General features: G+C 72.7%; 20 protein-coding genes and 1 tRNA gene. 12 read left to right on the forward strand and 9 right to left on the reverse strand.

Features of this window, described 5'->3' with window-relative positions:
- Positions 1–91: 91 nt before the first annotated feature.
- Both ACFW9D_RS06800 and ACFW9D_RS06805 read right to left on the reverse strand, forming a co-directional pair.
- Positions 92–2,680 (reverse strand): ABC transporter permease, encoded by a 2,589-nt coding sequence (locus tag ACFW9D_RS06800; protein ID WP_384618724.1) that lies wholly within the window; start codon positions 2,678–2,680, stop codon positions 92–94.
- Positions 2,677–3,465, reverse strand: a complete 789-nt coding sequence (locus ACFW9D_RS06805; RefSeq protein WP_384618725.1) for an ABC transporter ATP-binding protein — start codon at positions 3,463–3,465, stop codon at positions 2,677–2,679. The genes ACFW9D_RS06800 and ACFW9D_RS06805 overlap by 4 nt, the downstream gene beginning before the upstream one ends.
- Before the next feature lie 379 nt (positions 3,466–3,844).
- On the opposite strand from ACFW9D_RS06805, the gene ACFW9D_RS06810 reads away from it, so the two are divergent.
- The 3 genes from ACFW9D_RS06810 to ACFW9D_RS06820 all read left to right on the forward strand — a co-directional run bounded on the left by ACFW9D_RS06810 (position 3,845) and on the right by ACFW9D_RS06820 (position 7,547).
- Positions 3,845–5,356, forward strand: coding sequence for an MDR family MFS transporter (locus ACFW9D_RS06810; protein WP_384618728.1), 1,512 nt, complete (start codon positions 3,845–3,847; stop codon positions 5,354–5,356).
- Positions 5,357–5,496: 140 nt separating this feature from the next.
- Positions 5,497–5,871 (forward strand): DUF485 domain-containing protein, encoded by a 375-nt coding sequence (locus ACFW9D_RS06815; protein ID WP_384618730.1) that lies wholly within the window; start codon positions 5,497–5,499, stop codon positions 5,869–5,871.
- Entirely contained in the window at positions 5,868–7,547 is a 1,680-nt protein-coding gene (locus tag ACFW9D_RS06820) for a cation acetate symporter (RefSeq protein ID WP_384618733.1), read from the forward strand. Before ACFW9D_RS06815 ends, ACFW9D_RS06820 begins: the two co-directional genes overlap by 4 nt.
- A gap of 36 nt (positions 7,548–7,583) precedes the next feature.
- Here the strand turns inward: ACFW9D_RS06820 and ACFW9D_RS06825 are convergent, their stop codons facing one another.
- Positions 7,584–8,807 (reverse strand): MFS transporter, encoded by a 1,224-nt coding sequence (locus ACFW9D_RS06825; protein ID WP_384618735.1) that lies wholly within the window; start codon positions 8,805–8,807, stop codon positions 7,584–7,586.
- Between the two features lie 21 nt (positions 8,808–8,828).
- Complete coding sequence (def, locus tag ACFW9D_RS06830; protein ID WP_384618844.1) at positions 8,829–9,431, reverse strand: peptide deformylase; 603 nt, start codon at positions 9,429–9,431, stop codon at positions 8,829–8,831.
- Positions 9,432–9,498: 67 nt separating this feature from the next.
- On the opposite strand from def, the gene ACFW9D_RS06835 reads away from it, so the two are divergent.
- Positions 9,499–9,933 carry a helix-turn-helix domain-containing protein gene (locus ACFW9D_RS06835; RefSeq protein ID WP_384618737.1) on the forward strand — a complete coding sequence of 145 codons (435 nt, stop codon included), beginning with the start codon at positions 9,499–9,501 and terminating at the stop codon, positions 9,931–9,933.
- Between the two features lie 16 nt (positions 9,934–9,949).
- Here ACFW9D_RS06835 and ACFW9D_RS06840 read toward each other — a convergent pair whose 3' ends face one another.
- The 4 genes from ACFW9D_RS06840 to ACFW9D_RS06855 all read right to left on the reverse strand — a co-directional run bounded on the left by ACFW9D_RS06840 (position 9,950) and on the right by ACFW9D_RS06855 (position 15,702).
- Entirely contained in the window at positions 9,950–10,855 is a 906-nt protein-coding gene (locus ACFW9D_RS06840) for a cellulose-binding protein (protein ID WP_384618740.1), read from the reverse strand.
- Positions 10,856–10,953: 98 nt separating this feature from the next.
- Positions 10,954–11,940 (reverse strand): LCP family protein, encoded by a 987-nt coding sequence (locus ACFW9D_RS06845; RefSeq protein WP_384618743.1) that lies wholly within the window; start codon positions 11,938–11,940, stop codon positions 10,954–10,956.
- 80 nt (positions 11,941–12,020) lie between these two features.
- Positions 12,021–14,702 (reverse strand): SUKH-4 family immunity protein, encoded by a 2,682-nt coding sequence (locus ACFW9D_RS06850; RefSeq protein WP_384618746.1) that lies wholly within the window; start codon positions 14,700–14,702, stop codon positions 12,021–12,023.
- Positions 14,703–14,709: 7 nt separating this feature from the next.
- Positions 14,710–15,702 carry an SMI1/KNR4 family protein gene (locus ACFW9D_RS06855; RefSeq protein WP_384618749.1) on the reverse strand — a complete coding sequence of 331 codons (993 nt, stop codon included), beginning with the start codon at positions 15,700–15,702 and terminating at the stop codon, positions 14,710–14,712.
- Between the two features lie 223 nt (positions 15,703–15,925).
- Here ACFW9D_RS06855 and ACFW9D_RS06860 point away from each other — a divergent pair, with 223 nt between their 5' ends.
- Entirely contained in the window at positions 15,926–16,513 is a 588-nt protein-coding gene (locus tag ACFW9D_RS06860; protein WP_188338458.1) for a YwqJ-related putative deaminase, read from the forward strand.
- Entirely contained in the window at positions 16,513–17,025 is a 513-nt protein-coding gene (locus tag ACFW9D_RS06865; RefSeq protein WP_188338457.1) for an SUKH-3 domain-containing protein, read from the forward strand. Before ACFW9D_RS06860 ends, ACFW9D_RS06865 begins: the two co-directional genes overlap by 1 nt.
- Before the next feature lie 210 nt (positions 17,026–17,235).
- Here the strand turns inward: ACFW9D_RS06865 and ACFW9D_RS06870 are convergent, their stop codons facing one another.
- Positions 17,236–18,555: a sensor histidine kinase gene (locus tag ACFW9D_RS06870; RefSeq protein ID WP_384618751.1), complete on the reverse strand. Its 1,320-nt coding sequence runs from the start codon at positions 18,553–18,555 to the stop codon at positions 17,236–17,238.
- A 184-nt stretch (positions 18,556–18,739) separates the two neighbouring features.
- Here ACFW9D_RS06870 and ACFW9D_RS06875 point away from each other — a divergent pair.
- The 6 genes from ACFW9D_RS06875 to ACFW9D_RS06900 all read left to right on the forward strand — a co-directional run bounded on the left by ACFW9D_RS06875 (position 18,740) and on the right by ACFW9D_RS06900 (position 23,519).
- Positions 18,740–18,811: transfer RNA gene (locus ACFW9D_RS06875), tRNA-Gln, on the forward strand.
- A 114-nt stretch (positions 18,812–18,925) separates the two neighbouring features.
- A complete protein-coding gene (gene glmU / locus ACFW9D_RS06880) occupies positions 18,926–20,374 on the forward strand; it encodes a bifunctional UDP-N-acetylglucosamine diphosphorylase/glucosamine-1-phosphate N-acetyltransferase GlmU (protein ID WP_384618754.1) in 1,449 nt (482 codons plus the stop codon).
- A 131-nt stretch (positions 20,375–20,505) separates the two neighbouring features.
- Positions 20,506–21,483 (forward strand): ribose-phosphate diphosphokinase, encoded by a 978-nt coding sequence (locus tag ACFW9D_RS06885; RefSeq protein ID WP_188338454.1) that lies wholly within the window; start codon positions 20,506–20,508, stop codon positions 21,481–21,483.
- Between the two features lie 184 nt (positions 21,484–21,667).
- Positions 21,668–22,261, forward strand: a complete 594-nt coding sequence (locus ACFW9D_RS06890) for a 50S ribosomal protein L25/general stress protein Ctc (protein WP_384618756.1) — start codon at positions 21,668–21,670, stop codon at positions 22,259–22,261.
- Between the two features lie 110 nt (positions 22,262–22,371).
- Complete coding sequence (pth, locus tag ACFW9D_RS06895) at positions 22,372–22,971, forward strand: aminoacyl-tRNA hydrolase (protein WP_188338452.1); 600 nt, start codon at positions 22,372–22,374, stop codon at positions 22,969–22,971.
- 92 nt (positions 22,972–23,063) lie between these two features.
- The gene (locus ACFW9D_RS06900; protein ID WP_384618758.1) at positions 23,064–23,519 is read left to right on the forward strand and encodes a hypothetical protein; all 456 of its coding nucleotides are present in this window, start codon (positions 23,064–23,066) and stop codon (positions 23,517–23,519) included.
- Positions 23,520–23,522: the final 3 nt, after the last annotated feature.

The following is a 23,522-nucleotide window of genomic DNA, read 5'->3' on the forward strand; positions in this document are numbered from 1 at the left end:
CCCGGTCGTCTTTCTCAACATCGGGCGAAGTCCCTGACCACGACGAGAGCCCCGCCATCAGCCGGGCCTCTCGTCGTGCTCACTTTGCGACCTACTCCGTAGCGATCGCGTTCAGGACGTTCATGCGGCCGGCCCGGAAGGCCGGGATCAGGGCGGCGAAGAGGCCCACGAAGGCCGAGCCGATGAAGACCGCGATGATCGTCGGCCACGGGATCTCCAGGACCCCGAGGCCCTCCAGGGCGAGGAGCTTCTGGGCCGTCGCGCCCCAGCCCATGCCCAGGCCGAGGCCGAGCAGGGCGCCGAAGAGGGCGATGACGACCGACTCCAGGCGGATCATGCGGCGCAGCTGGCGGCGGGAGAGGCCGATGGCGCGCATCAGGCCGATCTCGCGGGTCCGCTCGACGACCGACAGGGCCAGGGTGTTCACGACGCCGAGGATCGCCACGATGATCGCGAGGGCGAGGAGCCCGTAGATCATGTTGAGGAGCTGGCCGACCTGGTCCTTGAGGGTCTCCTTGTAGTCGGTCTGGTCCTTGACCTTGACGGTCGGGTCGGCGGCGACGGACGACTTGAGCGCCTTGTAGGCGGCGTCCTCCTTGCCGTCGGCGGCCTTGGCGAACATCATCCCGTTGAGCGGCACCCGGTCCTCGGGCAGGTACTGCTCGGCGGTGGCGACGTTGGTGTACATCGCGCCCTTGTCGAACGCGGTGTCGTCCGAGGTGATCGCCGCGATCCTCAGCTTGGCGGTGGAGCCGTGGTGGAAGGCGACGGTCATGGTGTCGCCGACCTTGAGGTCGTTGCGTTCGGCGAACTCGGAGCCGACCGACATCGCGTTCTTCCCGTACGCCGCCGAGAGCTCACCGGAGGTGGTCTCGCGCCGCAGGTCCTGGGCGTAGCTGGGGCTGGCGGCGGAGAGCTCTTCCTCCTCCTTGACGCCGCCGGGGGTGGTGAGGGTGGTCTTGACCCACTTGACCTCGGTGACGTGGGAGACGAGCCCGCTGTCGCGCACCTTCTTGAGGGAGTCGGCGGCCTGGGGCTTGATGCCGCCCTGGCCCTCGACGATGAAGTCGGCGCCGACCGACTTGTCGAGCTGGTCGGTGGCCGAGGCGACCATCGAGGAGCCGACGACGGAGAGGCAGGCGACGAGCGCGAGGCCGATCATCAGGGCCGCGCCGGTGGCGCCGGTGCGGCGCGGGTTGCGCAGCGCGTTGCGCTCGGCCATCCGGCCGACGGGGCCGAAGAAGCGGAGCAGTACGGCGCTGATGACGCGGACCACAATGCCGGCGAGGAGCGGGCCGACGACCACGAAGCCGATGAGCGAGGCGACGATGCCGGCGCCGAGCCACAGCGAGCCCTGGCTCGCCTTGTCGGCCTGGGTGGCGAGGTAGAGGGCGAAGCCGCCGCCGCCCGTGAGGAGCAGGCCGATGACGGCGCGGACGAGTCCGGCCTTGGCGTCGGCGGGGGTGCCGGCGTCGCGCAGGGCGGCCATCGGGGAGACCTTGCCGGCCCGGCGGGCGGGCAGGTAGGCGGCGAGGACGGTGACGACGATGCCGAGGAGCAGGCCGACCGCGGGGGTCGTCCACTTCACGGTGAGGTCGTCGGTGGACAGGTCCATGCCGGCGGCGGACATGAGCTTCATGAGGCCGACGGCGAGGCCCACACCGGCGCCGACGCCCACCACGGAGCCGACGACGCCGAGGAGCAGCGCCTCGACGAGGACGGAGCGGTTGACCTGCTTGCGGGAGGAGCCGATGGCGCGCATCAGGCCGATCTCGCGGGTGCGCTGGGCGACCAGCATCGAGAACGTGTTGATGATGAGGAAGATGCCGACGAGGAAGGCGATGCCGGCGAAGCCGAGGAGGGCGTACTTGATGACGTCCATGAAGGAGCCGACGTCGGAGGCGTTGGCGTCCGCGGTCTCCTGCTGGGTCTGGATCTTGTAGGTGCCGTTCCCGGAGAGTTCCGCAGCGACGTTCTTCTTGAGCTGCGTGTCGCTGACGCCTTCGGCGGCGGCGATGTTGAGCTGCGTGAACTGGCCGGTCCTGCCGATGAGTTCGCGCTGGGCGGTGGCGGTGTCGAAGTAGACGACGGCCGCGCCCGGGTTGGTGACGGTGAAGGAGGCGATGCCGCTGATCTTCGCCTTGATGTCGCCGGAGACGGAGATCGTGCGCAGCTCGTCGCCGAGCTTGAGGTGGTGCTTCTTCGCGGTGTCGGCGTCGACCATGACCTCGGTGGGCCCGCGCGGGGCGTGGCCGGAGGTGATCTCCATGGAGCGGAGGTCGTTCCTGGTCCAGTTGCCGGCGATGGTCGGGGCGCCGTTCTCGGAGCCCATGTTCTTGTTGTCGGCGTTCACGACGGTCACGTTCATGGAACTGACCGCGCCCTCAGCGGACTTGACGCCGTCGGCCTGCTTCACGGTGGCGAGGAGCGAGGCGGGCAGGGCGTCGGGCCGTCCGGTGTCGTTGCCCTCGACCTCGGAGTCCTTGGGGCTGACGGTGACGTCGGAGGCGGTGGCCGTGAACAGCTTGTCGAAGGTCTTGTCCATCGTGTCGGTGAACACGAGGGTGCCGGTCACGAAGGCGACGGACAGGAGCACGGCGACGGCGGAGAGGGCCATGCGGCCCTTGTGCGCGAAGAAGTTGCGCAGCGAGGTCTTCAGGACGGTGTTCGCGGCGCTCATGACGTACGGCCCCGGGCGTCGAAGTCCTTCATGCGGTCGAGGACGGCGTCGGCGGTGGGCCGGAGCATCTCGTCGACGATGCGGCCGTCGGCCAGGTAGAGGACGCGGTCGGCGTAGGAGGCGGCGACCGGGTCGTGGGTGACCATGACGATGGTCTGGCCGAGCTCGTCGACGGAGCGGCGCAGGAAGCCGAGGACCTCGGCGCCGGCGCGCGAGTCGAGGTTTCCGGTGGGCTCGTCGCCGAAGATGATCTCGGGCCGGGCGGCGAGGGCGCGGGCCACGGCGACGCGCTGCTGCTGGCCGCCGGACAGTTCGGTGGGCCGGTGCTTGAGGCGCTCGGCGAGACCGACGGTCTGCACGACGCGGTCGAGCCACTGCCGGTCGGGCTTGCGGCCCGCGATGTCCATCGGCAGCGTGATGTTCTCCAGCGCGTTCAGCGTCGGCAGCAGGTTGAAGGCCTGGAAGATGAAGCCGATGCGGTCGCGCCGCAGCTGGGTCAGCTTCTTGTCCTTGAGGCCGGTGATCTCGGTGTCGTCGAGGTAGATCTGGCCCGCGGTGACGTTGTCGAGTCCGGCCAGGCAGTGCATGAGCGTGGACTTGCCGGAGCCGGACGGGCCCATGATCGCGGTGAACTGGCCGCGGGCGATGTCGACGTCGACGTGGTCGAGCGCGACGACGCGGGTCTCCCCCGCCCCGTACGCCTTGACGACCTGCCGCGCCCGCGCGGCGACGGCCGTCAGCCCTCCGGTGCCCCCGTGCCTGGGAATGGTCACAGCCGATGTCACGGTATGTCTCCTAAGTCGGTCACGCAGCGACGATGTCGTGGGCCGGTGCGCGGGTCGCGGATCTGCGGGAAGTGCGTGGGTCGTGGTCCACAAGGTCCGTTCTGCGGACCGGGCCTTGCGGTGTGCGTTCAGTCTGGTCGGGCGGGGGGTCCGGGCGCGCTGGTGGAAGTCACCCTCTTTCCCGGGGGAAAACCCCACCCCTCGACGGTAGGAAGAACCCCCGGCCCGCTCGTCCTCCAGGGGGACGAACCGTCCCCGGTCCGTTGTACGGAGCTCCCCCTAGGGGAGGTCCACCCTTCGGTGGAGCTCTACTCAGGGTCGTCTCCACCCGCTTAAGCTCCGCCGTGCAAGTAGGTGCAGGGGGAAAGGATTTCCGCAGGTGAACTCGTCCGTGGCCGAAGGGGCCTCTGACCGGCGGCGCGGCGCGGTCGTGGCCGCGCTGATGCTGTCCATGGCACTGGCCGCGCTCGACTCCACCATCGTCTCCACCGCCGTTCCGCAGATCGTCGGGGACCTCGGCGGCTTCACCGTCTTCTCGTGGCTGTTCTCCGGCTATCTCCTCGCGGTGACGGTCACGCTGCCCGTCTACGGGAAGCTGTCCGACACCCTCGGCCGCAAGCCGGTGCTGATCGCGGGCAGCGCCCTGTTCCTGCTCGGCTCGGTGCTGTGCGCGTCGGCCTGGGACATGGGCTCGCTGATCGCGTTCCGTGTCGTGCAGGGGCTGGGCGGCGGCGCCATCCAGGGCACGGTGCAGACGCTCGCCGCCGATCTGTACCCCCTGGAGGAGCGCCCGAAGATCCAGGCGAAGCTGTCGACGGTCTGGGCCACCTCCTCGGTGCTCGGCCCGGCGCTCGGCGGCGTCCTCGCCTCCACGGCCGGCTGGCGCTGGATCTTCCTGATCAACGTGCCGATCGGCGCGGTCGCGCTGTTCTTCGTCGTACGCCATCTGCACGAGCCGCGCCGGGAGCGCCAGGAGCGCGCCTCGGTCGACTGGGCCGGTGCGCTGGCCGTGTTCGCGGCCGGCGGCGTCCTGCTGACCTGGCTGGTGCAGGGCGGCGTCGCCTGGGCCTGGGGCTCGGCCCCCTCGCTGGGCCTGCTCGCCGCCGGACTCGCCCTGGTCGGCGCCGTGTTCCTGATCGAACGACGGGCCGCCGAACCGATCCTGCCGGGCTGGGTGTGGCGCCGCCGCACCATCGCCGCGGTCAATCTGGCACTCGGCTCGCTGGGCCTGCTGATGGTCGCCCCGACCACGTTCCTGCCCACGTACGCGCAGTCGGTGCTCGGCCTGTCGCCGGTCGCGGCCGGGTTCGTGCTGTCCGTGATGACGCTCAGCTGGCCGGTGTCGGCCGCGTTCAGCCAGCACGTGTACCGCAGGATCGGCTTCCGGAACACCGCCGCGCTCGGCATCACCGGCGCCCTCGCGGTCCTCCTCGCGTTCCCGTTCCTGCCCTACCCGGGCTCGGCCTGGCAGCCCGCGCTGCTCAGCCTGCTGCTCGGCGCCGCCCTCGGGCTCTTCCAACTGCCGCTCATCGTGGGCGTGCAGTCCACGGTCGACTGGTCGGAGCGCGGCACGGCGACCGCCTCCGTCCTCTTCTACCGCCAGATCGGCCAAACCGTCGGCGCCGCCCTGTTCGGCGCCGTCGCCAACGGCGTGATCGCCGGCCGGCTCGGTGCGCACGCCGACCTGGACTCGGTGGCCGGCGACCCGCGGGCGCCCGGGGTGCGCCCGGCGATCGACGCGGCCGTGGACGCCGTGTACCTGGGCGCGGCGGCCGCCGCGGCGGTGGCCCTGCTGGTCCTGCTGACCCTGGCCCCGCGCCGCTTCCCGGTCCTGGACCGCCCGGCACCGGTACCGAACCACCAGAACCGAACACCGGAACCAACCGACTGAACCGAAGTGAACCGACCGACCGGACAGTTTGCGGAAAGGCTCCCCAAGGCGAATACCTGCGAGTAACGTTCCGGCTCCCACTCCCTCCCTGCGGTCCGCCACCGTCCCCGGCGGGCCCGAGCCACGCAAGGAGACCCGGGATGCCGCACCCCGCCCACGCCCACCGGCCGCACGCCTACCGGCTCCCCCGCCACCCCGACCTGCCGCTGCCCGGAGGTCCCGCACCCGAACTGCGGCTGCTGCGCACCGCGTACCGCCGGCAGCGCCGCGTGGCCACGCTCACCGCGCTCGGCTACTTCACGTCGTTCCTGCTCCTGTCCGCGTTCGCGCCCACCTTCATGAACGGCTCCGCGCACGGCGGCCTGTCCACGGGACTGCTCATCGGCCTGTGCCAACTGCCGGTCACCGGGCTGGCGTTGCTCCTCTACGAGATCACGGCACGGCGGCGCGTCGACCCGCTCGCCCACCGGCTGCGCCGCCGCGGCCGCGACACGACGGGAGGCACCCCCCGATGAGGGACGTCTCCTCGGAGTCCATGGCCCTGGTCGCCTTCACCGCGGTCGCCACCATCACGCTGCTGCTCTGCGTCATGACCGGCCCCGACCGCGACGACCTGGAGGAGTTCTACACCGGCTTCGGCTCCCTGAGCCCGATGCGCAACGGGCTGGCGATCGCCGGTGACTACATCTCCGCGGCGAGCGTCCTCGGCACCGGCGGCGTCATCGCCCTGATGGGCCACGACGGCATCGTGCTGGCCCTCAGCACCGCGCTCTCCCTGATGCTGCTGATGTTCCTGCTGGCCGAACCCCTGCGCAACGCGGGCCGGTTCACGATGGGGGACGTGTTCGCCCGGCGCACTCCGGGCCGCGCCGTCCGCATGGCCGCCTGCGCCGCCACCCTCACCGCCCTGCTGCCCATCATGCTCGTCCAGCTCGCGGGCTCCGGCGACCTCATGGCGTTCCTGCTCGGCTTCACCAGCCAGGGCTTCCGCACCGGCTGCGTCCTCACCCTCGGCGCCCTGATGATCGGCTACGCGGCGATCGGCGGGATGAAGGGCACCGCCCTCATCCAGATCCTCAAGATCGTGATGCTGCTCGGCTCCGGCGCCGTGGTCGCCGTCCTCGTCCTGCGCCGCTTCGACTGGGACCCGGGCGCGCTGCTCGCCGCGGCGGCCGGACGCAGCGAGGCGGGCCGCGCCTACCTCACCTCGGGCCTGCAGTTCTCCGGTGGGCCCAACCCCCGCCTGGACATGATCAGTTCGGAGCTGACCGTGGTCCTCGGCGGCGCCTGCCTCCCCCACGTCACCATGCGCATGTACACGGCGCGGCACGCGCGCGAGGTGCGCCGGTCGATGTCCTGGGCGGTCTCCTCGGTCGCCGTCTTCGTACTGATCGTCTCGGTCGTCGGGGTCGGTGCGGCGGCCCTGGTCGGCCGGGACGCCATCGCCGCCGCCGACCCTCAGGGCAACACGGCGTACCTGCTGGGCGCGCGGGCGGCCTTCGGCCCGACGATGACGACGACCGAGTCGCTGCTCTTCACCGCCGTCACCACCGCCCTGTTCCTCACCCTGCTCGCGTCGGTCGCGGGCATGATCCTGGCCTGTGCGAACACCCTCGCCCACGACGTCTTCGCCCACCGCGGCGAGGAACCCTCCCCGCGCCGGGAACTGAGACTGGCCCGCCTGTCGGCCCTCGCGGTCGGCGTCCCCGCGATCCTGCTCGCGACGGTCGTCCAGCACCGCAACCTGCAGCCGCTGGTCACCCTGTCCTTCTGTCTGGGCGCCTCGGCGCTGGCCCCCGCGCTCGTCTACAGCCTCTTCTGGCGCCGCTACACCCGGGCGGGCCTGCTGTGGACGCTGCTGGGCGGTTCGGTGGCCTGCCTGGTCCTGATGACGGGCACGAACCTGGTCTCGGGCAGCCCGGCCTCGATGTTCCCCGGCCGGGACTTCAACTGGTTCCCGTTCACCACGACCGGCCTGGTCTCCATCCCGCTGGGCTTCCTCCTCGGCTGGCTGGGCACCGTCCTGACCTCTCCGCGCGAACAGCGGGAGCAGCAGGCACGGTACGAGGCGGTGGAGGGCTGGATCCTGGCGGGCGCGCCCGTCCCCCAGCAGCCCGGCCCGCACCCCACCGGCCCGTACCCGTCCGGTCCGTACCCGTCCGGTCCGCGCCGGACCGGTGGTCGCGCCTAGGGCCCCGCGAGCCCAGCCTGATCCGGAAGAAAGGCCCTAGTCGGTCGCCGGCAGCGCTTCCCGGGCCGCGGCCCGGGTGCGTTCGCCCCAGGACGCCACCAGCGGGCCGGCCAGGCCGAGGGCCGCGAAGAGGACGCCGAGCAGCAGCCACCCCGTCTGCCCGAGGGCCAGGACCGCGCCGGTCAGGACGATCGGGGCGAGCGCCTGGCCCGCCTCGAAGCCGATGCCGAACAGGCCCTGGTACTGGCCCTGCGCGTGCTCGGGCGCCAGGCCGAAGCCGAGGGCGAACCCGGCCGAGGACTCCCACACCTCCCCCACGCTGTGGATGACGACGGCGAGGACCGCGAGGACCGGCGCCACCCAGGCCGGGACGTCGGCGGTGAGCGCCATCAGCGGGCAGCTGACGAGGAACAGCAGCCCGGCGAGACGGAACGCGCGCCCGCCCTGCCGCGGCGTCTCCACCCTGGACCCGAGCCGGCTCTGCAGCAGCACGCAGACCCCGCTGCTGATCGCGTAGACGGCGGCGACGGTCCAGCGCGGCGCGTCGGTGTGGGCGCTCAGCCAGATCGGCAGCAGCAGGGAGACCACCTGGTACTGGAGACCCATCAGGCTGTAGAGCCCGACGAACACCACGAACGGGCGGTCGGCCAGGACCGACCAGCGGCGGTGCTCCGCGGGCCGGGGCAGCGGCCGGTAGTCCGGGACGCCGAGGAGCCCGATCAGACCGGCGCCGACGAAGCTGGCCGCGTTGGCGAGGATCAGCGTCGTGTAGGCGGCGCGGGTGTCGATCTGGAGGGCGACGCCCGCGCCCAGGGTGCCGATGACGACGCCCAGGTTGACGAACGTGCGCAGGCGGGCCCGGAAGGCGGCCGGGCGGTACCCGCCGGAGCGCGCGACCAGCGCGCCGCCGGCCGCACCGGCCGCCGACGCACCCAGCCGGTCCAGCGTGGCGAGGAGCGTGAACACGAGCCAGCTGTCGATGAGCACGAACGCGGCCATCGTGACCGCCTGCACGGCGACCGCGCACAGCCAGACCGTGCGCGGCCCGTACCGGTCGGCCAGATTCCCGGCCGGCACCCCGGCCGCCATCCCGACGAGCCCCGCGATCGTCAGGCCCGCGCCTACCTGCGTCGCGGGCAGGTGCACGACGAGCGTGAAATAGAGGACGGCGGCCGCGTTGAACAGGCCGTTGCCGATCCGGCTGACGAAACTGGCCGCGATCAGGGCCCGCTGAGCCCCGGACTCCCCCCGAGCGATCATGCGGCAGAGGGTAACAGCGCCCTATTTCCCCAGCGCCTCGGCCGTCTTCGCCCGCCGCGCGAGCACTCCGTCCCGCAGCTCGGCCATCTCCCGCAGCGCGTCCCGCCGGTCGCGCCGGGTGAGCCGGTCCACGTAGAGGCGGCCGTGGAGGTGGTCGGTCTCGTGCTGGAGGCAGCGGGCGAAGTAGCCGCGCCCCTCGACGACGATCGCGTTCCCGTCCTTGTCCTGTCCCCGGACGACGGCGTGGTCGGCGCGCGGCACCGGCTTGTAGGGGCCCGGCACGGAGAGGCAGCCCTCCATCTCGTCGACCAGGCGGCGCGTGGCGACGGGCTCCTCGTCGAGCACGGGGTTGAGGACGTGCCCGGTGTGCCGGACACCCCAGTCGTCCTCCATGTCCCAGACGAACAGCTGGAGGTCGACGTCCACCTGGTTCGCCGCGAGGCCCGCGCCGTGCGCCACGTGGTTCGTGGCGAACATGTCGTCGATCAGCCGGTCGAGGTCCGCAGTCCCGAAGTCGGCCTCCGTGGCCGGGCGCAGTCGGCGGTGCAGCACGTCCTCCCCGATGACCGTGATGCGCCGCACCGCGCCCCGCTCCACCTCCGGCAGCAGCCCGTCCGCGCCCATGCCCCTCAACTCCCCGATCCGCTTGTGCACTTGACCCGACACTTTGCAAGGTAGCAGTCTTTGCAAAGTGACCGAGGAGAACGAGAAGACCGACGCGGCGACGGACCGCAGGACGCTGCCCGACCATCCCGTGCGGATCGCGCTGCTCGACCTGCTCGCCGAGCTGGGCACCGTGACCTCCACGCAGGCGGCGGCCCGGCTCGGGCACAGCTCGGGCCTGTGCTCGTTCCATCTGCGCCAGTTGGCCCGGCACGGCCTGATCGAGGAGGCCCCGCACGGCGGCGGCAGGGTCCGCCCGTGGCGGCTGCGCTGGGACGACCCGCGCAGCCCCGCCCGGGCCACCGCGCGCACGGTGAGCGCCGAGCTGTTCCTGACGCCGGACGAGGCCGACGAGCTCGCCGAGCGGGTACGGGCCCTGGCCGCGCCGTACGCCCACCGCGCAGCGCACCCGGAGGGCGCGTCCCGCTGGACCCTGGACGCGGCCTTCCGGCCCGCCCCCTGACGCCCCGGCGAGGGCCCTAGGCGGAGGGGTCCGGGTCCATCGCCCGGCCGGTCAGGGCCGCGAGCGAACTGCGGACGTGCTCCATGTGGTCGCGGACCTCCTCGCGGGCCTCGTCGTGCTCGCCCAGGACCCGGTCCGTGTCCTCGGCGATCCGGCCGGCGCGGGCGCGGGCCTGCTCCAGCAGCTCGGCGGCCTGCGCGTCAGCGGCCTCCTGGGCGCGCCGGGCCGACTCCTGCGCCTCGGCGAAGGCCTGCTTCGCCTCCGCGAGAAGGGCCTCGGCCGCGGCCTCGGCGGCGACCTCGCGCTCGACCGCGGCGCGGTCGGCGGCGGCCAGCTCCCGCTCGGCGGTGTCGAGGCGTCCGGCCTGGTCCTCGGCCTGGTCGGCGAGCAGGGTCTCGGCGCGGCGGCGGGTCGCGTCGAAGTCGGCGAGCGCCTCGTCGCGGGCCCGCTTCGCGTCGTGCCGGGCCAGCGTGCGGATCCCGTCGGCCTCGGCCCGCGCCGCGGTCTCCCGGGCGTCGGACCACTCGGCGGCCCGCTCCCCCACCCCGTCGGCGTGCGCGCGGGCGGCGTCGCGCAGCGCCTCGGCGGCGCCGGCGGCGGCCTGCGCGGTGGCCTCGGACTCGGCGCGGGCGGCGTGCCGCACGGCGGCGGCCTCCTCCTCGACGAGGCCGAGCAGGTTCCGGGCGCGCTCGCCCAGGGACTCGTACGTCTGCGGGGCGAGCCCGGCGACGGCCTCGCGCAGCCGCTCCGCCTCCGCGGCCAGCTCGGCCTCCCGCCCGGTCAGTTCGCCGATCCGCGCCCGCGCCTCCTCGGCGGCCCGGAACAGAGCGGCCGCGTACTCCTCGACCTGCTCGGGGCGGTAACCGCGCCACCCCCGTACGACGGCGAACCCGAACGGCGAGGACGACGTACCCGCTGCCATCTCGACCCTCTCCCCACTAAGCGACTGTTGGGCGACACAAACACGACACAAGCGCACCACAGGTGACACACCGGTCGACCCGCTCGGTCAAGGATGCGTCAATTGCCGCCGAAAGTCGGAATCGCGCGATCATCGCGGAGGGCGTCGAAGAGCCGCTCGGCCCCCGCCTCGTCCCACACGACGACGTCACCGACCCCGGGCAGATCCGGCTCCGAGGCCACCGGCACGGTCGTCGTGCCCTTCGGATCGGACAGCTCGCGCCCCATCTCCGTCAGCTCGGTCAGCCCGGTCCGCCGGTCCACCGTGAGCGCGTCCAGCACGGCGCTCAGGAACGGGATCACCTTCCACGGCACGGCCAGCACGGACGCGCTGAGCGCCTCGTCCGCGATCGCGTGCACCAGCTCCCGCTGCCGCTCCACCCGTCCGAGGTCGCCGCGCGGGTCGGAGTAGCGGGCGCGCGCGTACTGAAGTGCCTGCACGCCGTCCATCTCCTGGCAGCCCGCGTCGAAGTCCGCACCCGACTTCGGGTCGTGCAGCCCCCCGGAGGGCACGCACAGGGTGACCCCACCGAGCGAGTCCACGACGTCCACCAGGCCCAGGAAGCCGATCTCCGCGTAGTGCCCGATCCGCAGCCCCGTCGCCTGCTCGACCGTCCGCGTCAGCAACCGCGGCCCGCCCAGCGCGTACGCCGCGTTGATCTTGTTCTTGCCGTGCCCCGGGATCGACACGTACGAGTCCCGCGGGATCGACACCAGATACGGGCCGTTGTCCCCGTAGTGCAGGATCATGATCGTGTCGGTGTTCAGGCCCTGGTCGTTGCCGACGTGCAGCTGCTTGCGCTGTTCGGGCGTCAGACCGGAGCGCGAGTCCGAGCCGACGAGCAGCCAGTCGCTGCCGTGCCCCGCCGCGGGCCGCCCCGCGTAGTCGCTCAGCGCCTGCGTCGTCCGCAACCGGCCGTCGGCCCAGAAGTACAGGCCCGCGCCGTACCCGACCACCACGACGATCACCAGCAGGAGAGCCCACAGGACCCGCCTCGGCCAGCGCCGCCGTCGCACGGGACGCGCCCGCGCCGGATTCCCCGCCATGCACGCATGATGAGGGCGCCCGACCGGTCCCGCAGGTCGAGCGCCCTCAGCGTGTCCTCGCCGATGTGTGTCCTACGCGGCTACAGCAGGCCGTCCCACATCTGCTCGAGCAGCACCGACCACCAGGTCTCGGGCGAACCGAGCGCCGCCGGGTCGATCGCGTTCAGCTGCGCCTGGAAGTCGACCGTCCAGCGGCCCGCCTGCTCCGGGTTCAGACCGAAGCGCAGCCGCCACATGCGGCCCAGCAGCGCCAGCGAACGGGCGAACTCGGGCAGCCCCGTGTTCACGAACTGCGGCGGCACCGGGCCACCGCCCGGCCCCGCCTCCACGGGCACGGCCACGATGTGCGCCGTCCCGTACTGGACACAGACCGCCTTGCCGAAGTCGCTGCCCATCACCAGGTACGAGCCCGCGTCCGACGCCGGCTGCACCCCGCGCTCCGCGGCGAGCTCCGCCAGTGTCGGCACCGGCCGGCCCGGCTGGGCCTGCGCCCAGAAGAACGGCCCGAAGTCCGCCGGGAGACCCGCCACGACCAGGGTGTGCGCGACCACGTCCGGGACGCCCTGCCGCGACACGGCCCGCTGGTCGAACCGGAACACGCCCGGACCGAACGCGGCGCCCAGCTCCTGCGCGATGCCCTCCGGAGGCACCGGCGGCATCGGCTGCGCGGGCGGCAGCGGCGCCCGCACCGGAGCGGGCCGCGCCGGGCCGTCCGCCACCTGGTGCAGCTCGCCCTGGTGGGCGATCAGCTGCTGCATGCCCTGCTGGCGCGACGCGTGATCGGTGCCGTACGGCGCGATCGACGTGATCCGCGCCTGCGGCCACTGCTCCTTGATCATGCGGGCGCAGTAGGCACCCGGCAGCGCGCAGGACTCCAGCTCCGTGTGGAGCTCGAGCACCTGGTCCGGCGGGATGTTCATGCCGCGCAGCTCGTGGAAGATCTGCCACTCCGGGTGCGGCGTGCCGGGCGCCGAGCGGCGGATGAGCTGCTGCTCGGAGCCGTCGGGCGCGCGGTAGCGCAGCACCGCCTGGTAGCCGGGGCCCACCGTGGGCTGGCCGGCCGGCGGCTGCGGGTACCCGTACGCGGCCGGCGGGGCACCCGGGATCTGCTGCCCGGCCACCGGCGGCGGCATCGCGCCGTGCGGCGGGGGCGGCACCGGACCCGGCGCGGCCGGCGCCGGCGGAACCGGACCGGGCGGCATCGGGCCCTGCGGGCCGGGGCTCGCGAGCATCGTCGCCGCGTGGTGCACCCCGCCGCCGGGCGGCGGAGGCGTGGCACCGGGAGGCTTGGGCGCGCCGGGAGCACCGGGCGGGCCGGGCGGCGGCGGGGTCTGACCGCCGGGAGCACCGGGGACGCCGGGCGGGCCCGGAGGCGGCGGCGCCTGACCGCCCGGACCCTTCACGGGCGGACCGGCCAGCATCGTCGCTGCGTGGTGCACCCCGCCGCCGGGCGGCGGAGGCGTGGCACCGGGCGGCTTCGGCGCGGCGGGCGGCTGCGGGGCGCCCGGCATCTGCGGCTGCCCGTCGGGGCCGAGCGAGGACACGAGCTGCGTCGGCACGTAGCCGCCCGCGGGCGCGCCCGGGGTGCCCGGGGCACCCGGAGGCGGCGGCGTCTGACCGCCGGGAGCACCCGGGGTGCCGGGGGCGCCGGGCGGCGGCGGGGGATTCCCGGCGCCACCGCGCGCCGGAGGCTGGGCCTTGCTCGTCGCGGCGTCCGCGATGTCACCGGCGCCGGGCGCCAGCGGCCGCCCGGACGCGTCCCGCGCGCCGGGGCCCTGCGGGTAGCCGTACGAGGGCGCGTCGGGAGCGCCCGGGGCGTTGGGCGCGGGCGGCGTCGGCGCGGCCGGCGGCACGGGGGTGCCCGGCGGCGGCGTGCCCGGCACGGCGGTGCCCGGAGCGGGCGGCGCCATCGGTGCGGGCCGCTCCTCGCGCAGCGCGGGACTCACGGCGGTCGGCGGCAACTGGCTGCCGCCCGACATCAGCGCGGTCTTCGCCTCCGGGGTCACCCCGGGCGGCGGGGTGTCCTCGGACAGCGGCGGCGAGAACACGGTCTCCGGCAGCGGAACGGACCGGTCCTCCTCGTCCCCCACCCCGTTCGTGTCGGTGCCGGCCCACGGCGTGGCGTCGGAACCGGCCCCCGGGAAGCCCTGCGGCTGCACCGGCGAAGGCGTGGCGGGCGCGCTCGGGAAGCCCTGCGTCTCGGCGACGGCCGGAGCGGGCGCGGGCTCGTACGGCGCGGCCGGGGCCGGAGGCTCGTACGGAGAAGACGGAGAGGACGGAGAGGACGGAGAGGACGGAGAAGACGGAGCGGGCGCCGACGGAGCCGGAGAAGACGCGGAAGCCGAACCGCTGTCACGGTTCTCGCGGTTCTCGCGGTGGTCCGGGATGCCCAGCTTGTCCGCCGCCTCCTGGAGCCACTCGGGCGGGCTCAACAGGAACGACGTCTGGTTCAGATCCACCCGCTCGGGCGCCCGCGCGGCCGCCGGCTCCGCGGGCGCCTCCGGCAGCCCGTACTCCTCCTCGTACCGCCGGATCACCTCGCCCACCGGCAGCGCCGGCCACAGCGTGGCCTCGCCGCTGTCCCGCGCGATCACCAGCCGCTGCCGGCCGCCGTCGGACACCGGACCGGTCTCCCGGTCCTCCGCCCACACCACGAACCCCAGCTCGAACTCCCGCACCCGCACCTCACGGTGCTGGTAACCGGGCACGTCACCGTTGATCCATTCCTCGGCGCGCTCCTGCGCCTGCGCGAACGTCACCATCGGAGCCTCACTCCCCACCCGTGACCGGGACCGCGCGCGCGAAGCCGCCGTCCACCATCAGGTTCGCCACCGTCTCCAGCTCCGGCGGATTGCCCGCCAGCCGCGACAGGAACGCGTCGAAGTCGTCCCCGCAAGGCAGCAGCAGCCGCTCGACCCGCTCCGCGACCGACCACCCGGCCGTGTCGCCGCCGTCCCGCGCGTCGTCGTACGCGCACAGCCACACCGAGCCGATCGCCGCACCCCGCACCTTCACGGCGAGGATGCCGCCCTGCACGAACGCGACACCCAGATAGTCCTTCGTCAGGTGATCGCGCAGACACTTGTTGACGTACACCAGGTCGTTGACCGCGGCCTCGTCGCGCACCGTGAAGAACGGCTGGTCGACCAGGAGCCCCAGCTCCGCGTCGAGCGCCGCCCCCACGGGAGCGCTGCCGCCGCCCGCCTTCAGGAACGACCGGTACGCGCCGGGCAGCCGGTACCCCAGGTCCTCCTCCACACCGAGCACCTGCGCCTCGGTCACCGCGACACCCGACTTCGGCAGCCCGAAGTGCGCCGGACGCGTGTCCTGCAACGGGCGCGTGCCCCGCTTGTGCTGGTCGACCGCCGCCGTGGCGAGCCCGCCGTGATGCCGCAGCAGCGCCTTCACCTCGACCGGGACCAGCTCCACGCGCCGCGAACCGCGCACGTGGTGCCAGGTCCAGCCGTGCGGCGTCGCCACCGGCGGAATCGTGTCCCACAAGGGGTGACCGGACGCGGCCAGCGCCGCGTTCGCCGACACGTAGTCCGTGAGGCGCAGCTCGTCGACACCGAAGCCCTCCGGGGGCTCGGCGATCTCGGCCGCCGCACGCGCGTAGGCGGAGAAGTCGGGATAGCCCTCGCCGTCCATCCGCACACCTCTGGGGTGGCGGGCGGCGCGGACCGGGTCCGGGAAGTGCACTACCTGCCCGGCGTAGGCCGCGTTCGGCGGCGCGGTCTGCTGCCCGAGCCGACCTGTCGTCATGGCGGTTGCCCCCTGCGGCACTGTTGACGGTTCCTGGTCGTGACAGCCTATGCGGTTGTACGACACGGGTCACCGGGCCTCCGGTTCCATGACCTGCAGTCACCCCGCCGTCACCACCCTGTGACGAACTGGCGTGTCGCGGGGGACCGACTACCGCTCCAGCCGCCCCATTTGGCAGTCTGTGCAGGCAACCTGGGGGATTGCAGGAGGGGAACAAGACCACATGCACAGCGGTACAGCAGAGCCAGCCACGGCCACGGACGCCCGGTCCGAGGCCGACCCGCGCGTCGGCTGGAGCGCCACCGACACCACCGCCGTACCCGTGCTGCGGGGCCGCCGCGACGGCATCCTGCCCACTGTCGCCGCCGCGCTCTCCGTACGCGGCACCACCCTCACCTCCACCGCGGCCCGCGGCGAACAGGCACCCGCCCTGCACCCGCTCGTCCAGGACTTCCTCGACACCCTCACCAGCGCCCAGCGCGACCGCTTCACCGGACGCTGCGCCGAGGCCATCCTCATCTCCCGGCACCTCTCCGCCTCCGACGCGGAGCGCGCCGAGAAGTCCAAGCGCGCCCGCCGCAAGCCCATGTCGATGAGCGAGGCCCGCAAGGCGCTCAAACACGCCAAGCTCACGACCCGGCGCATTCGCGAGGACGGCGACCCGCTGCACGGCGGCTTCGCCCGCCCCTGCCGCGCCTGCACCGCGCTCACCGCCCACTTCGGCGTCCACGTCGTCGTGCCCGAGGACGCCGCGGCCGAACCGGGCGACGCCACCGATCCCGCACCCCCGCACCCCGAGGCCGCCCCCTGATGTCGCACCCCGCATCCACCACCGACGGCGCCTCCACCGCCCGATTCACCTCCGGCGTCGACACCGTGCTGCGGGCCGCCGGCTGGCGGCCCGGACGCTGGGACATCAAGCAGGCCGAGTTCTGGGCGGACGCCCTGCGCACCCACGTCTCCCCCGCGGGACACCGGCACAGCGTGTTCCCGGCGGCGGTCGAGGCGTGGGCCGAGTTCGGGGGCCTCCACCTCACGCCCACCGGCCCCGGCCGGCACGTCGCCCCGGCCCAGCCCCACCTGGACCCCCTCCACGGGCTCCACATGGCCCGCACCCTCGGCGACCTCGGCCGCGCCCTCGACACCGAGGTCTGCCCCCTGGGCGCCGAATCCGGCACGGAGGCCCTCCTCGCCATCGACTCCGAGGGCCGCGTCTACGTCCTCGACCACAGCGGCGACTGGTACCTCGGCCCCGACATCGACCAGGCCCTGGAAACCCTCATCACCGGCACCCACCCACCCCGCCTCACCTCCGGGGGTTGACCGGTGCGATCGCGGGTGCGTCCCCGGTGGGGGCTGGTCGCGCCCACGCGGCGGAGCCGCAGATCGACACAGCCCCGCGCCCCTGGAAGGCACCCCGCACCTTGATCGGGGAAATGCGCCCGAAGGGCAGGCATTTCAGGGGCGCGGGGAACTGCGCGACCAGCCCCCACCGGGCCCGCAGCCGAAGACCCGCCGGCGGAGCTATGGCGCTCAGCCGACCGGCAAGACCGCCGACACCCGGAACCCGCCCACATCCGTAGCCCCCGCAACAAAGACCCCACCAAGCCCACCCACCCGCTCCTTCATCCCCACCAACCCGTTCCCCCCGGAGGGAAGGTCCGCCGACCCCGCGGCCGCAGGCACCGGCGGCGGCTCGTTCTCCACCTGCATCGCCACCTCCGCCTCCCGATGCGCCAGCCGCACATACGTCTTCGCCCCGGCCGCATGCTTGTGCACGTTCGTCAGCGCTTCCTGCACCACCCGGTACGCCGTCTGCTCGACCGCCGCCCCATAGGCCCGCTCCTCCCCCAGCACCGTCAGCTCCACCACCATCCCGGCGGCCCGCGACTGCTCGACCAGCTCCTCCAGCTCGGCCAGACACGGACCCCCCTCCGCGTCCTCCACCTCGGCCCGCGAGGCCGCCGCGGCAGCCGCGGCCGCGGCCCCCACCGCCTGCAACGGCACCGCACCCCGCTCCGGCACCGCGTCCCCCGCCCGCAGCACCCCGAGCATCTCCCGCAGTTCCGTGAGCGCCTGCCGCCCCATGTCCCCCACCAGCGCCGCGTTCTTCACGGCCTTCTCCGGATCCTTCCGCGCCACCGCCTGCAACGCCGCCGCGTGCACCACCATCAGCGACACCCGGTGGGCCACCACGTCGTGCATCTCGCGGGCGATCCGCGTCCGCTCCTCGCCGCGCGCCCACTCGGCCCGCTCCTCGGCCCGCTCCGCGAGCAGCAGCAACTCCCGCTCCAGCGACTCGTTCCGCTCCGTCAGCGACTCCATCAGCCGCCGCCGGGCCCCCACGTACATACCGAACAGCAACGGCGGCGCCGTCACCCCGAGCGACGTGGTGATGGCGACGAAGGGCACGAACCAGCCGCCCACCTCCAGCAGCTTCTCGCTGTGCACCATGTCCTGCTGCGCGCGCACCACGGACACGATCAGCGTCCCGGCGAACGACATCCCGGCCAGCGCCGCGATGATCCGCCGCGGCATCTCGGACGCGGCCAGCGAGTACAGGCCGACGACCGTGAGCATCACGCCCATCTGCGCGGGCGTCACCGCGACCGACACCAGCACCACGGCGATCGGCCAGCGCCGCCGCAGCACGAGCGCCGAACCGGTCAGCACCCCGAAGACGATCCCCACCCAGGCCGGCAGCCCGGCCTTGTGCGCGAACGGCACCCCTTCCACGGCGCACTCCGCGGCGGACACCACCGCGAGCCCCACATCGAGCACGGCAGACCGCCGCCGCTCCCACCACCACGGCCCCCCGGCCGCGTCTCGGTGAACTTCCCCCGTCGTGGTCATACCCCCACCCTACGGGCGCCCCCTGCCCGATTTCCGGCGAGTTTCCCCCGCCGCGCGCCCCCGTCCGGCGACGCGGAGCGACTCCGTACCGTCGCAGTACCGTCGCATCGGAGGCGCTCGGTACGGCATAGTGTGGGAGGCCCGGCCGTCAGCCTGACGCAATGTCCGGTTCCGGCCGCGATGATCCCCCGTGGTGTAATTGGCAGCACCGTGGCTTTTGGTGCCATTTGTCCGGGTTCGAGTCCTGGCGGGGGAGCGACTTTCGAGACGGGGCCCGATCCATCGGTCGGGCCCCGTCCCCGTTTGAGGCCCAAAACGCCCCGGTATCCTGCGGATGTCCACCCGAACAGACATCCTGAGGGGCACACCCGTGAGCGCCACAAGCCCGGCCGCCGTCGTCGTTCTCGCCGCGGGTGAGGGCACCCGTATGAAGTCGGCCACCCCGAAAGTCCTGCACGAGCTGTGCGGCCGGTCGCTGGTCGGTCATGTGCTGGCCGCCGCGCGGGAGTTGACGCCCGAGCAGCTCGTCGTGGTCGTCGGGCACGCGCGCGAGCAGGTCGCCGCGCACGTCACCGAGATCGACGCCGGCGCCCTCACGGCCGTGCAGGCGGAGCAGAACGGGACGGGGCACGCCGTGCGGATGGGCCTGGAGGGGCTCGACGGCACGGTCGAGGGCACCGTCGTGGTGGTGTGCGGCGACACGCCGCTGCTGACCGGCGAGACGCTGAAGGACCTGGCCGGCACGCACGAGGCGGACGGGAACGCGGTGACCGTGCTGACCGCCGAGGTCCCGGACGCCACGGGCTACGGCCGCATCGTGCGCGACGAGGCCACGGGCGCCGTCACGGCGATCGTCGAGCACAAGGACGCCACCGAGGCGCAGCGCGCGATCCGCGAGATCAACTCTGGTGTGTTCGCGTTCGACGGCCGGCTGCTGGTCGAGGCGCTGGGGCAGGTGCGTACGGACAACAGTCAGGGCGAGGAGTACCTGACGGACGTGCTGGGGATCCTGCGGGAGGCCGGGCACCGGGTGGGTGCGTCCGTGGCGCGCGACCACCGCGAGATCGCGGGTATCAACAACCGGGTGCAGCTGTCCGAGGCGCGGCGGATCCTCAACGACCGGCTGCTGGAGCGGGCGATGCTCGCCGGGGTGACGGTCGTGGATCCGGCGAGCACGCTGATCGACGTGACGGTGACGTTCGGGCAGGACGCGACGGTGCTGCCGTCGACGCAGCTGCACGGGGCGACGCACATCGCCGAGGGCGCCGTGGTGGGTCCGAACACGCGGCTGACGGACACGCGGGTGGGCGCGGGCGCCCGGGTGGACAACACGGTGGCGGACGGCTCCGAGATCGGTCCGCAGGCGTCGGTGGGTCCGTTCGCGTATCTGCGTCCCGGTTCGCGGCTCGGCGTGAAGTCGAAGATCGGCACGTTCGTGGAGACGAAGAACTCGTCGATCGGCGAGGGGACCAAGGTCCCGCACCTGTCGTACGTGGGTGACGCGACGATCGGTGACTTCACGAACATCGGCGCGGCGAGCGTGTTCGTGAACTACGACGGCGAGGCGAAGCACCACACCACCGTCGGCTCGCATTGCAAGACGGGTTCGGACAACATGTTTGTGGCGCCTGTCACGGTCGGAGACGGTGCTTACACCGCCGCGGGCTCCGTGATCACGAAGGACGTACCGGCCGGTTCGCTGGCCGTCGCCCGGGGCCAGCAAAGGAATATCGAGGGTTGGGTGGCCCGTAAGCGTCCGGGGAGCGCGGCCGCGAAGGCGGCGGAAGCGGCTTCCCGGAATCCGGAAACCGCGGACTGACGCGGACTGACCGGAATCAGGTACGCCCGACACGGCGTACCGTGATAGGTGCACACGATTCGCCTGGCTCGCTGCTATAGGGACGCGCGGGCAGCTGGGGCGCGACGAACTCGTCTGAGGAGACTAGTGCTGTGACCGGGATCAAGACGCAGGGCGAGAAGAAGCTGATGCTCTTCTCTGGCCGCGCCCACCCCGAGCTTGCCGAGGAGGTCGCGCACCAGCTCGGTGTCGGGATCGTCCCGACCAAGGCTTTCGATTTCGCCAACGGTGAGATCTACGTCCGCTACCAGGAGTCCGCTCGCGGCGCCGACTGCTTCCTGATCCAGAGCCACACGGCTCCGATCAACAAGTGGATCATGGAGCAGCTGATCATGATCGACGCGCTGAAGCGCGCGTCGGCTCGCTCCATCACGGTGATCGTGCCGTTCTACGGTTACGCCCGGCAGGACAAGAAGCACCGTGGGCGTGAACCGATCTCGGCGCGTCTGATCGCGGATCTGATGAAGACCGCGGGTGCCGACCGGATTCTCACGGTCGACCTGCACACGGACCAGATCCAGGGCTTCTTCGACGGCCCGGTGGACCACCTGTTCGCGCTGCCGATCCTGGCGGACTACGTGGGCGCGAAGGTCGACCGCGACAAGCTCACCGTGGTGTCTCCGGACGCCGGCCGCGTGCGCGTGGCCGACCGCTGGTGCGACCGCCTCGGCGCTCCGCTGGCGATCGTCCACAAGCGGCGCGACAAGGACGTGGCGAACCAGGTCACGGTCCACGAGGTCGTGGGTGACGTGAAGGGCCGCGTCTGCGTGCTCGTCGACGACATGATCGACACGGGTGGCACGATCTGCGCCGCCGCGGACGCCCTGTTCGCGCACGGCGCGGAGGACGTCATCGTGACGGCGACGCACGGTGTGCTGTCGGGCCCGGCCGCGGACCGTCTGAAGAACTCGAAGGTGAGCGAGTTCGTGTTCACGGACACGCTGCCGACGCCGGGCGAGCTGGAGCTCGACAAGATCACGGTCCTGTCGATCGCCCCGACGATCGCCTCCGCGGTGCGTGAGGTCTTCGAGGACGGTTCGGTGACGAGCCTCTTCGAGGGCGAGGCCTGAGCGGCCTAGCTCGTAGATCCATTTGGTGCGGCCTTCCGCGCCGGGTAACCTGTCAAAGTTGCTCGGCGAGGGAGGCCGCACTTCTGTTCTCGGAAGTCGCGGCGGTCCGTTATCGACGCGCTCTTCGTAGCAGGCCGTTCGTGGCCGGGTGACCCTTTCCCCAGATCTACGAGGAGTTGAGAGCATGTCCGAGGTCAAGCTGGCCGCCGAGACCCGTTCCGAGTTCGGCAAGGGTGCCGCCCGCCGCATCCGCCGCGAGGCCAAGGTTCCCGCGGTCCTGTACGGGCACGGTTCCGAGCCGGTCCACATCACGCTGCCGGGTCACGAGCTGCAGCTCGCCCTGCGTACGCCGAACGTCCTGATCTCCCTGGACATCGACGGCAAGGGCAACGAGCTGGCGATCCCGAAGGCCATCCAGCGCGACCCGCTGAAGGGCTTCCTGGAGCACGTCGACCTGCTGCTCGTGAAGCGTGGCGAGAAGGTCACCGTCGAGCTCCCCATCGTCACCGAGGGCGAGCTGGCCGCCGGTGGCAACCTGCTCGAGCACGTCCTGAACACGCTGCCCGTCGAGGCCGAGGCCACGCACATCCCCGAGTCGGTCACGGTCTCCGTGGCGGGCCTGGAGGCCGGTGCCTCGATCCACGCCAAGGACATCACGCTGCCCGCCGGCACCACGCTGGCCACCGACGGCGACGCCGTCGTGCTGCAGGTCCTGGCCGCGCAGGCGGAGGAGGCCCCGGCCGAGGCCGCGGGCGACGAGGCCGCCGCGGAGGCCTGAGCCTTCGAGGTCGTCTGACCTGATGTACGGGGTGGTGGGCGCGGCCTGCCACCCCGTACCGCTGTTCTCACACGTCTCCGACCCGTCTCACCCGACTTTCTAGGCGAGGAATGCGCATGTCCGACGAGAACGCTCCCTGGCTGATCGCGGGCCTGGGCAATCCCGGCCCCGAGTACGCGATGAACCGGCACAACGTCGGTTTCATGGTGGCCGATCTGCTGGCGCAGCGGATGGGGGCCAAGTTCAAGCGGGCGACCAAGGGCCAGGCCCAGGTCGTCGAGGGACGGATCGGTCCGCCCGGACCGGCGAACCGGCGGGTGATCCTGGCGAAGCCGATGTCCTTCATGAACGTGTCGGGCGGCCCGGTGACGGCGCTGAGCGACTTCTACAAGGTGCCGACGGAGCACATCGTCGCGGTGCACGACGAGCTGGACATCGACTACGGGGTGCTGCGGCTGAAGCTGGGCGGCGGCGACAACGGGCACAACGGTCTGAAGTCGATCACGAAGGCGCTGGGCAGCGACTACCACCGGGTGCGTTTCGGGATCGGCCGTCCGCCGGGCCGGATGCAGGTGGCCGACTTCGTCCTGAAGGACTTCTCCTCGGCGGAGCGCAAGGAGCTCGACTACTTCGTGGACCGTGCGGCGGACGCCGTGGAGGCCCTGGTGATCGAGGGTCTGGAGCGCGCGCAGTCGACGTACAACTCGTGAGTTCACGGGTCACGGCGGACAACTGGCGACCTGTGCGGACTTTCCCCGGCAGGAGTTGACCGGGCCGGGGTGGATGGCCAAGGATCCCCGCCATGTTGGCTGTCACCCGGCAGGTCGCGGCGGGTGTTCTCGTCGTGTTGCTGCTGATCACCGGTGTGTGGGCGTCGTGGGGCGCCGCGCAGCACGTCGTCTTCCCGTCCGGCCGTGAGCGCGGTGAGATGACCGTGGCGCGGTGTGCGGGCGAGGTGTGTTCGGGGCCGTTCGCGCCGGCGTCGCCGGTGGCGGTGCGGCATGCGCGGGTGACGCTCGACCGGTCGGTGGGCGTGACCAAGGGGGCCCGCCTTCCGGTGGTGCTCAAGCCGGGTTCGACGTCCGCGGTGCGGGCGGGCGGACCCGGTTTTCTGCGTGCGTGGGTGCCGCTGGGCGGGGCCTTGGTGCTGGCGTCGGTGGTGGTCGCGGGTGGAATGCGGCGCCGGCGCCTCGCGTGGGTCACGGGAGGCGCCGGGTTCGCTCTGCTGACGGCGGCTTTCGTCGCCGTCGGCCTGTGAGGC

This window comes from Streptomyces sp. NPDC059524, assembly GCF_042749255.1.
GTDB lineage: Bacteria > Actinomycetota > Actinomycetes > Streptomycetales > Streptomycetaceae > Streptomyces > Streptomyces xanthii.

Excerpts from the sequence above, each read along its gene's own strand:
- ACFW9D_RS06890 (WP_384618756.1), top strand. The coding sequence starts at position 21,668 with ATGTCCGAGGTCAAGCTGGCCGCCGAGACCCGTTCCGAGTTCGGCAAG.
- ACFW9D_RS06870 (WP_384618751.1), bottom strand. The coding sequence starts at position 18,555 with ATGACCACGACGGGGGAAGTTCACCGAGACGCGGCCGGGGGGCCGTGG.
- ACFW9D_RS06855 (WP_384618749.1), bottom strand. The coding sequence starts at position 15,702 with ATGACGACAGGTCGGCTCGGGCAGCAGACCGCGCCGCCGAACGCGGCC.
- ACFW9D_RS06800 (WP_384618724.1), bottom strand. The coding sequence starts at position 2,680 with ATGAGCGCCGCGAACACCGTCCTGAAGACCTCGCTGCGCAACTTCTTC.
- ACFW9D_RS06840 (WP_384618740.1), bottom strand. The coding sequence starts at position 10,855 with ATGGCAGCGGGTACGTCGTCCTCGCCGTTCGGGTTCGCCGTCGTACGG.
- ACFW9D_RS06850 (WP_384618746.1), bottom strand. The coding sequence starts at position 14,702 with ATGGTGACGTTCGCGCAGGCGCAGGAGCGCGCCGAGGAATGGATCAAC.
- pth (WP_188338452.1), top strand. The coding sequence starts at position 22,372 with ATGCGCATGTCCGACGAGAACGCTCCCTGGCTGATCGCGGGCCTGGGC.
- ACFW9D_RS06845 (WP_384618743.1), bottom strand. The coding sequence starts at position 11,940 with ATGGCGGGGAATCCGGCGCGGGCGCGTCCCGTGCGACGGCGGCGCTGG.
- ACFW9D_RS06865 (WP_188338457.1), top strand. The coding sequence starts at position 16,513 with ATGTCGCACCCCGCATCCACCACCGACGGCGCCTCCACCGCCCGATTC.
- ACFW9D_RS06815 (WP_384618730.1), top strand. The coding sequence starts at position 5,497 with ATGCCGCACCCCGCCCACGCCCACCGGCCGCACGCCTACCGGCTCCCC.
- ACFW9D_RS06900 (WP_384618758.1), top strand. The coding sequence starts at position 23,064 with ATGTTGGCTGTCACCCGGCAGGTCGCGGCGGGTGTTCTCGTCGTGTTG.
- def (WP_384618844.1), bottom strand. The coding sequence starts at position 9,431 with ATGGGCGCGGACGGGCTGCTGCCGGAGGTGGAGCGGGGCGCGGTGCGG.
- ACFW9D_RS06820 (WP_384618733.1), top strand. The coding sequence starts at position 5,868 with ATGAGGGACGTCTCCTCGGAGTCCATGGCCCTGGTCGCCTTCACCGCG.
- ACFW9D_RS06860 (WP_188338458.1), top strand. The coding sequence starts at position 15,926 with ATGCACAGCGGTACAGCAGAGCCAGCCACGGCCACGGACGCCCGGTCC.
- ACFW9D_RS06825 (WP_384618735.1), bottom strand. The coding sequence starts at position 8,807 with ATGATCGCTCGGGGGGAGTCCGGGGCTCAGCGGGCCCTGATCGCGGCC.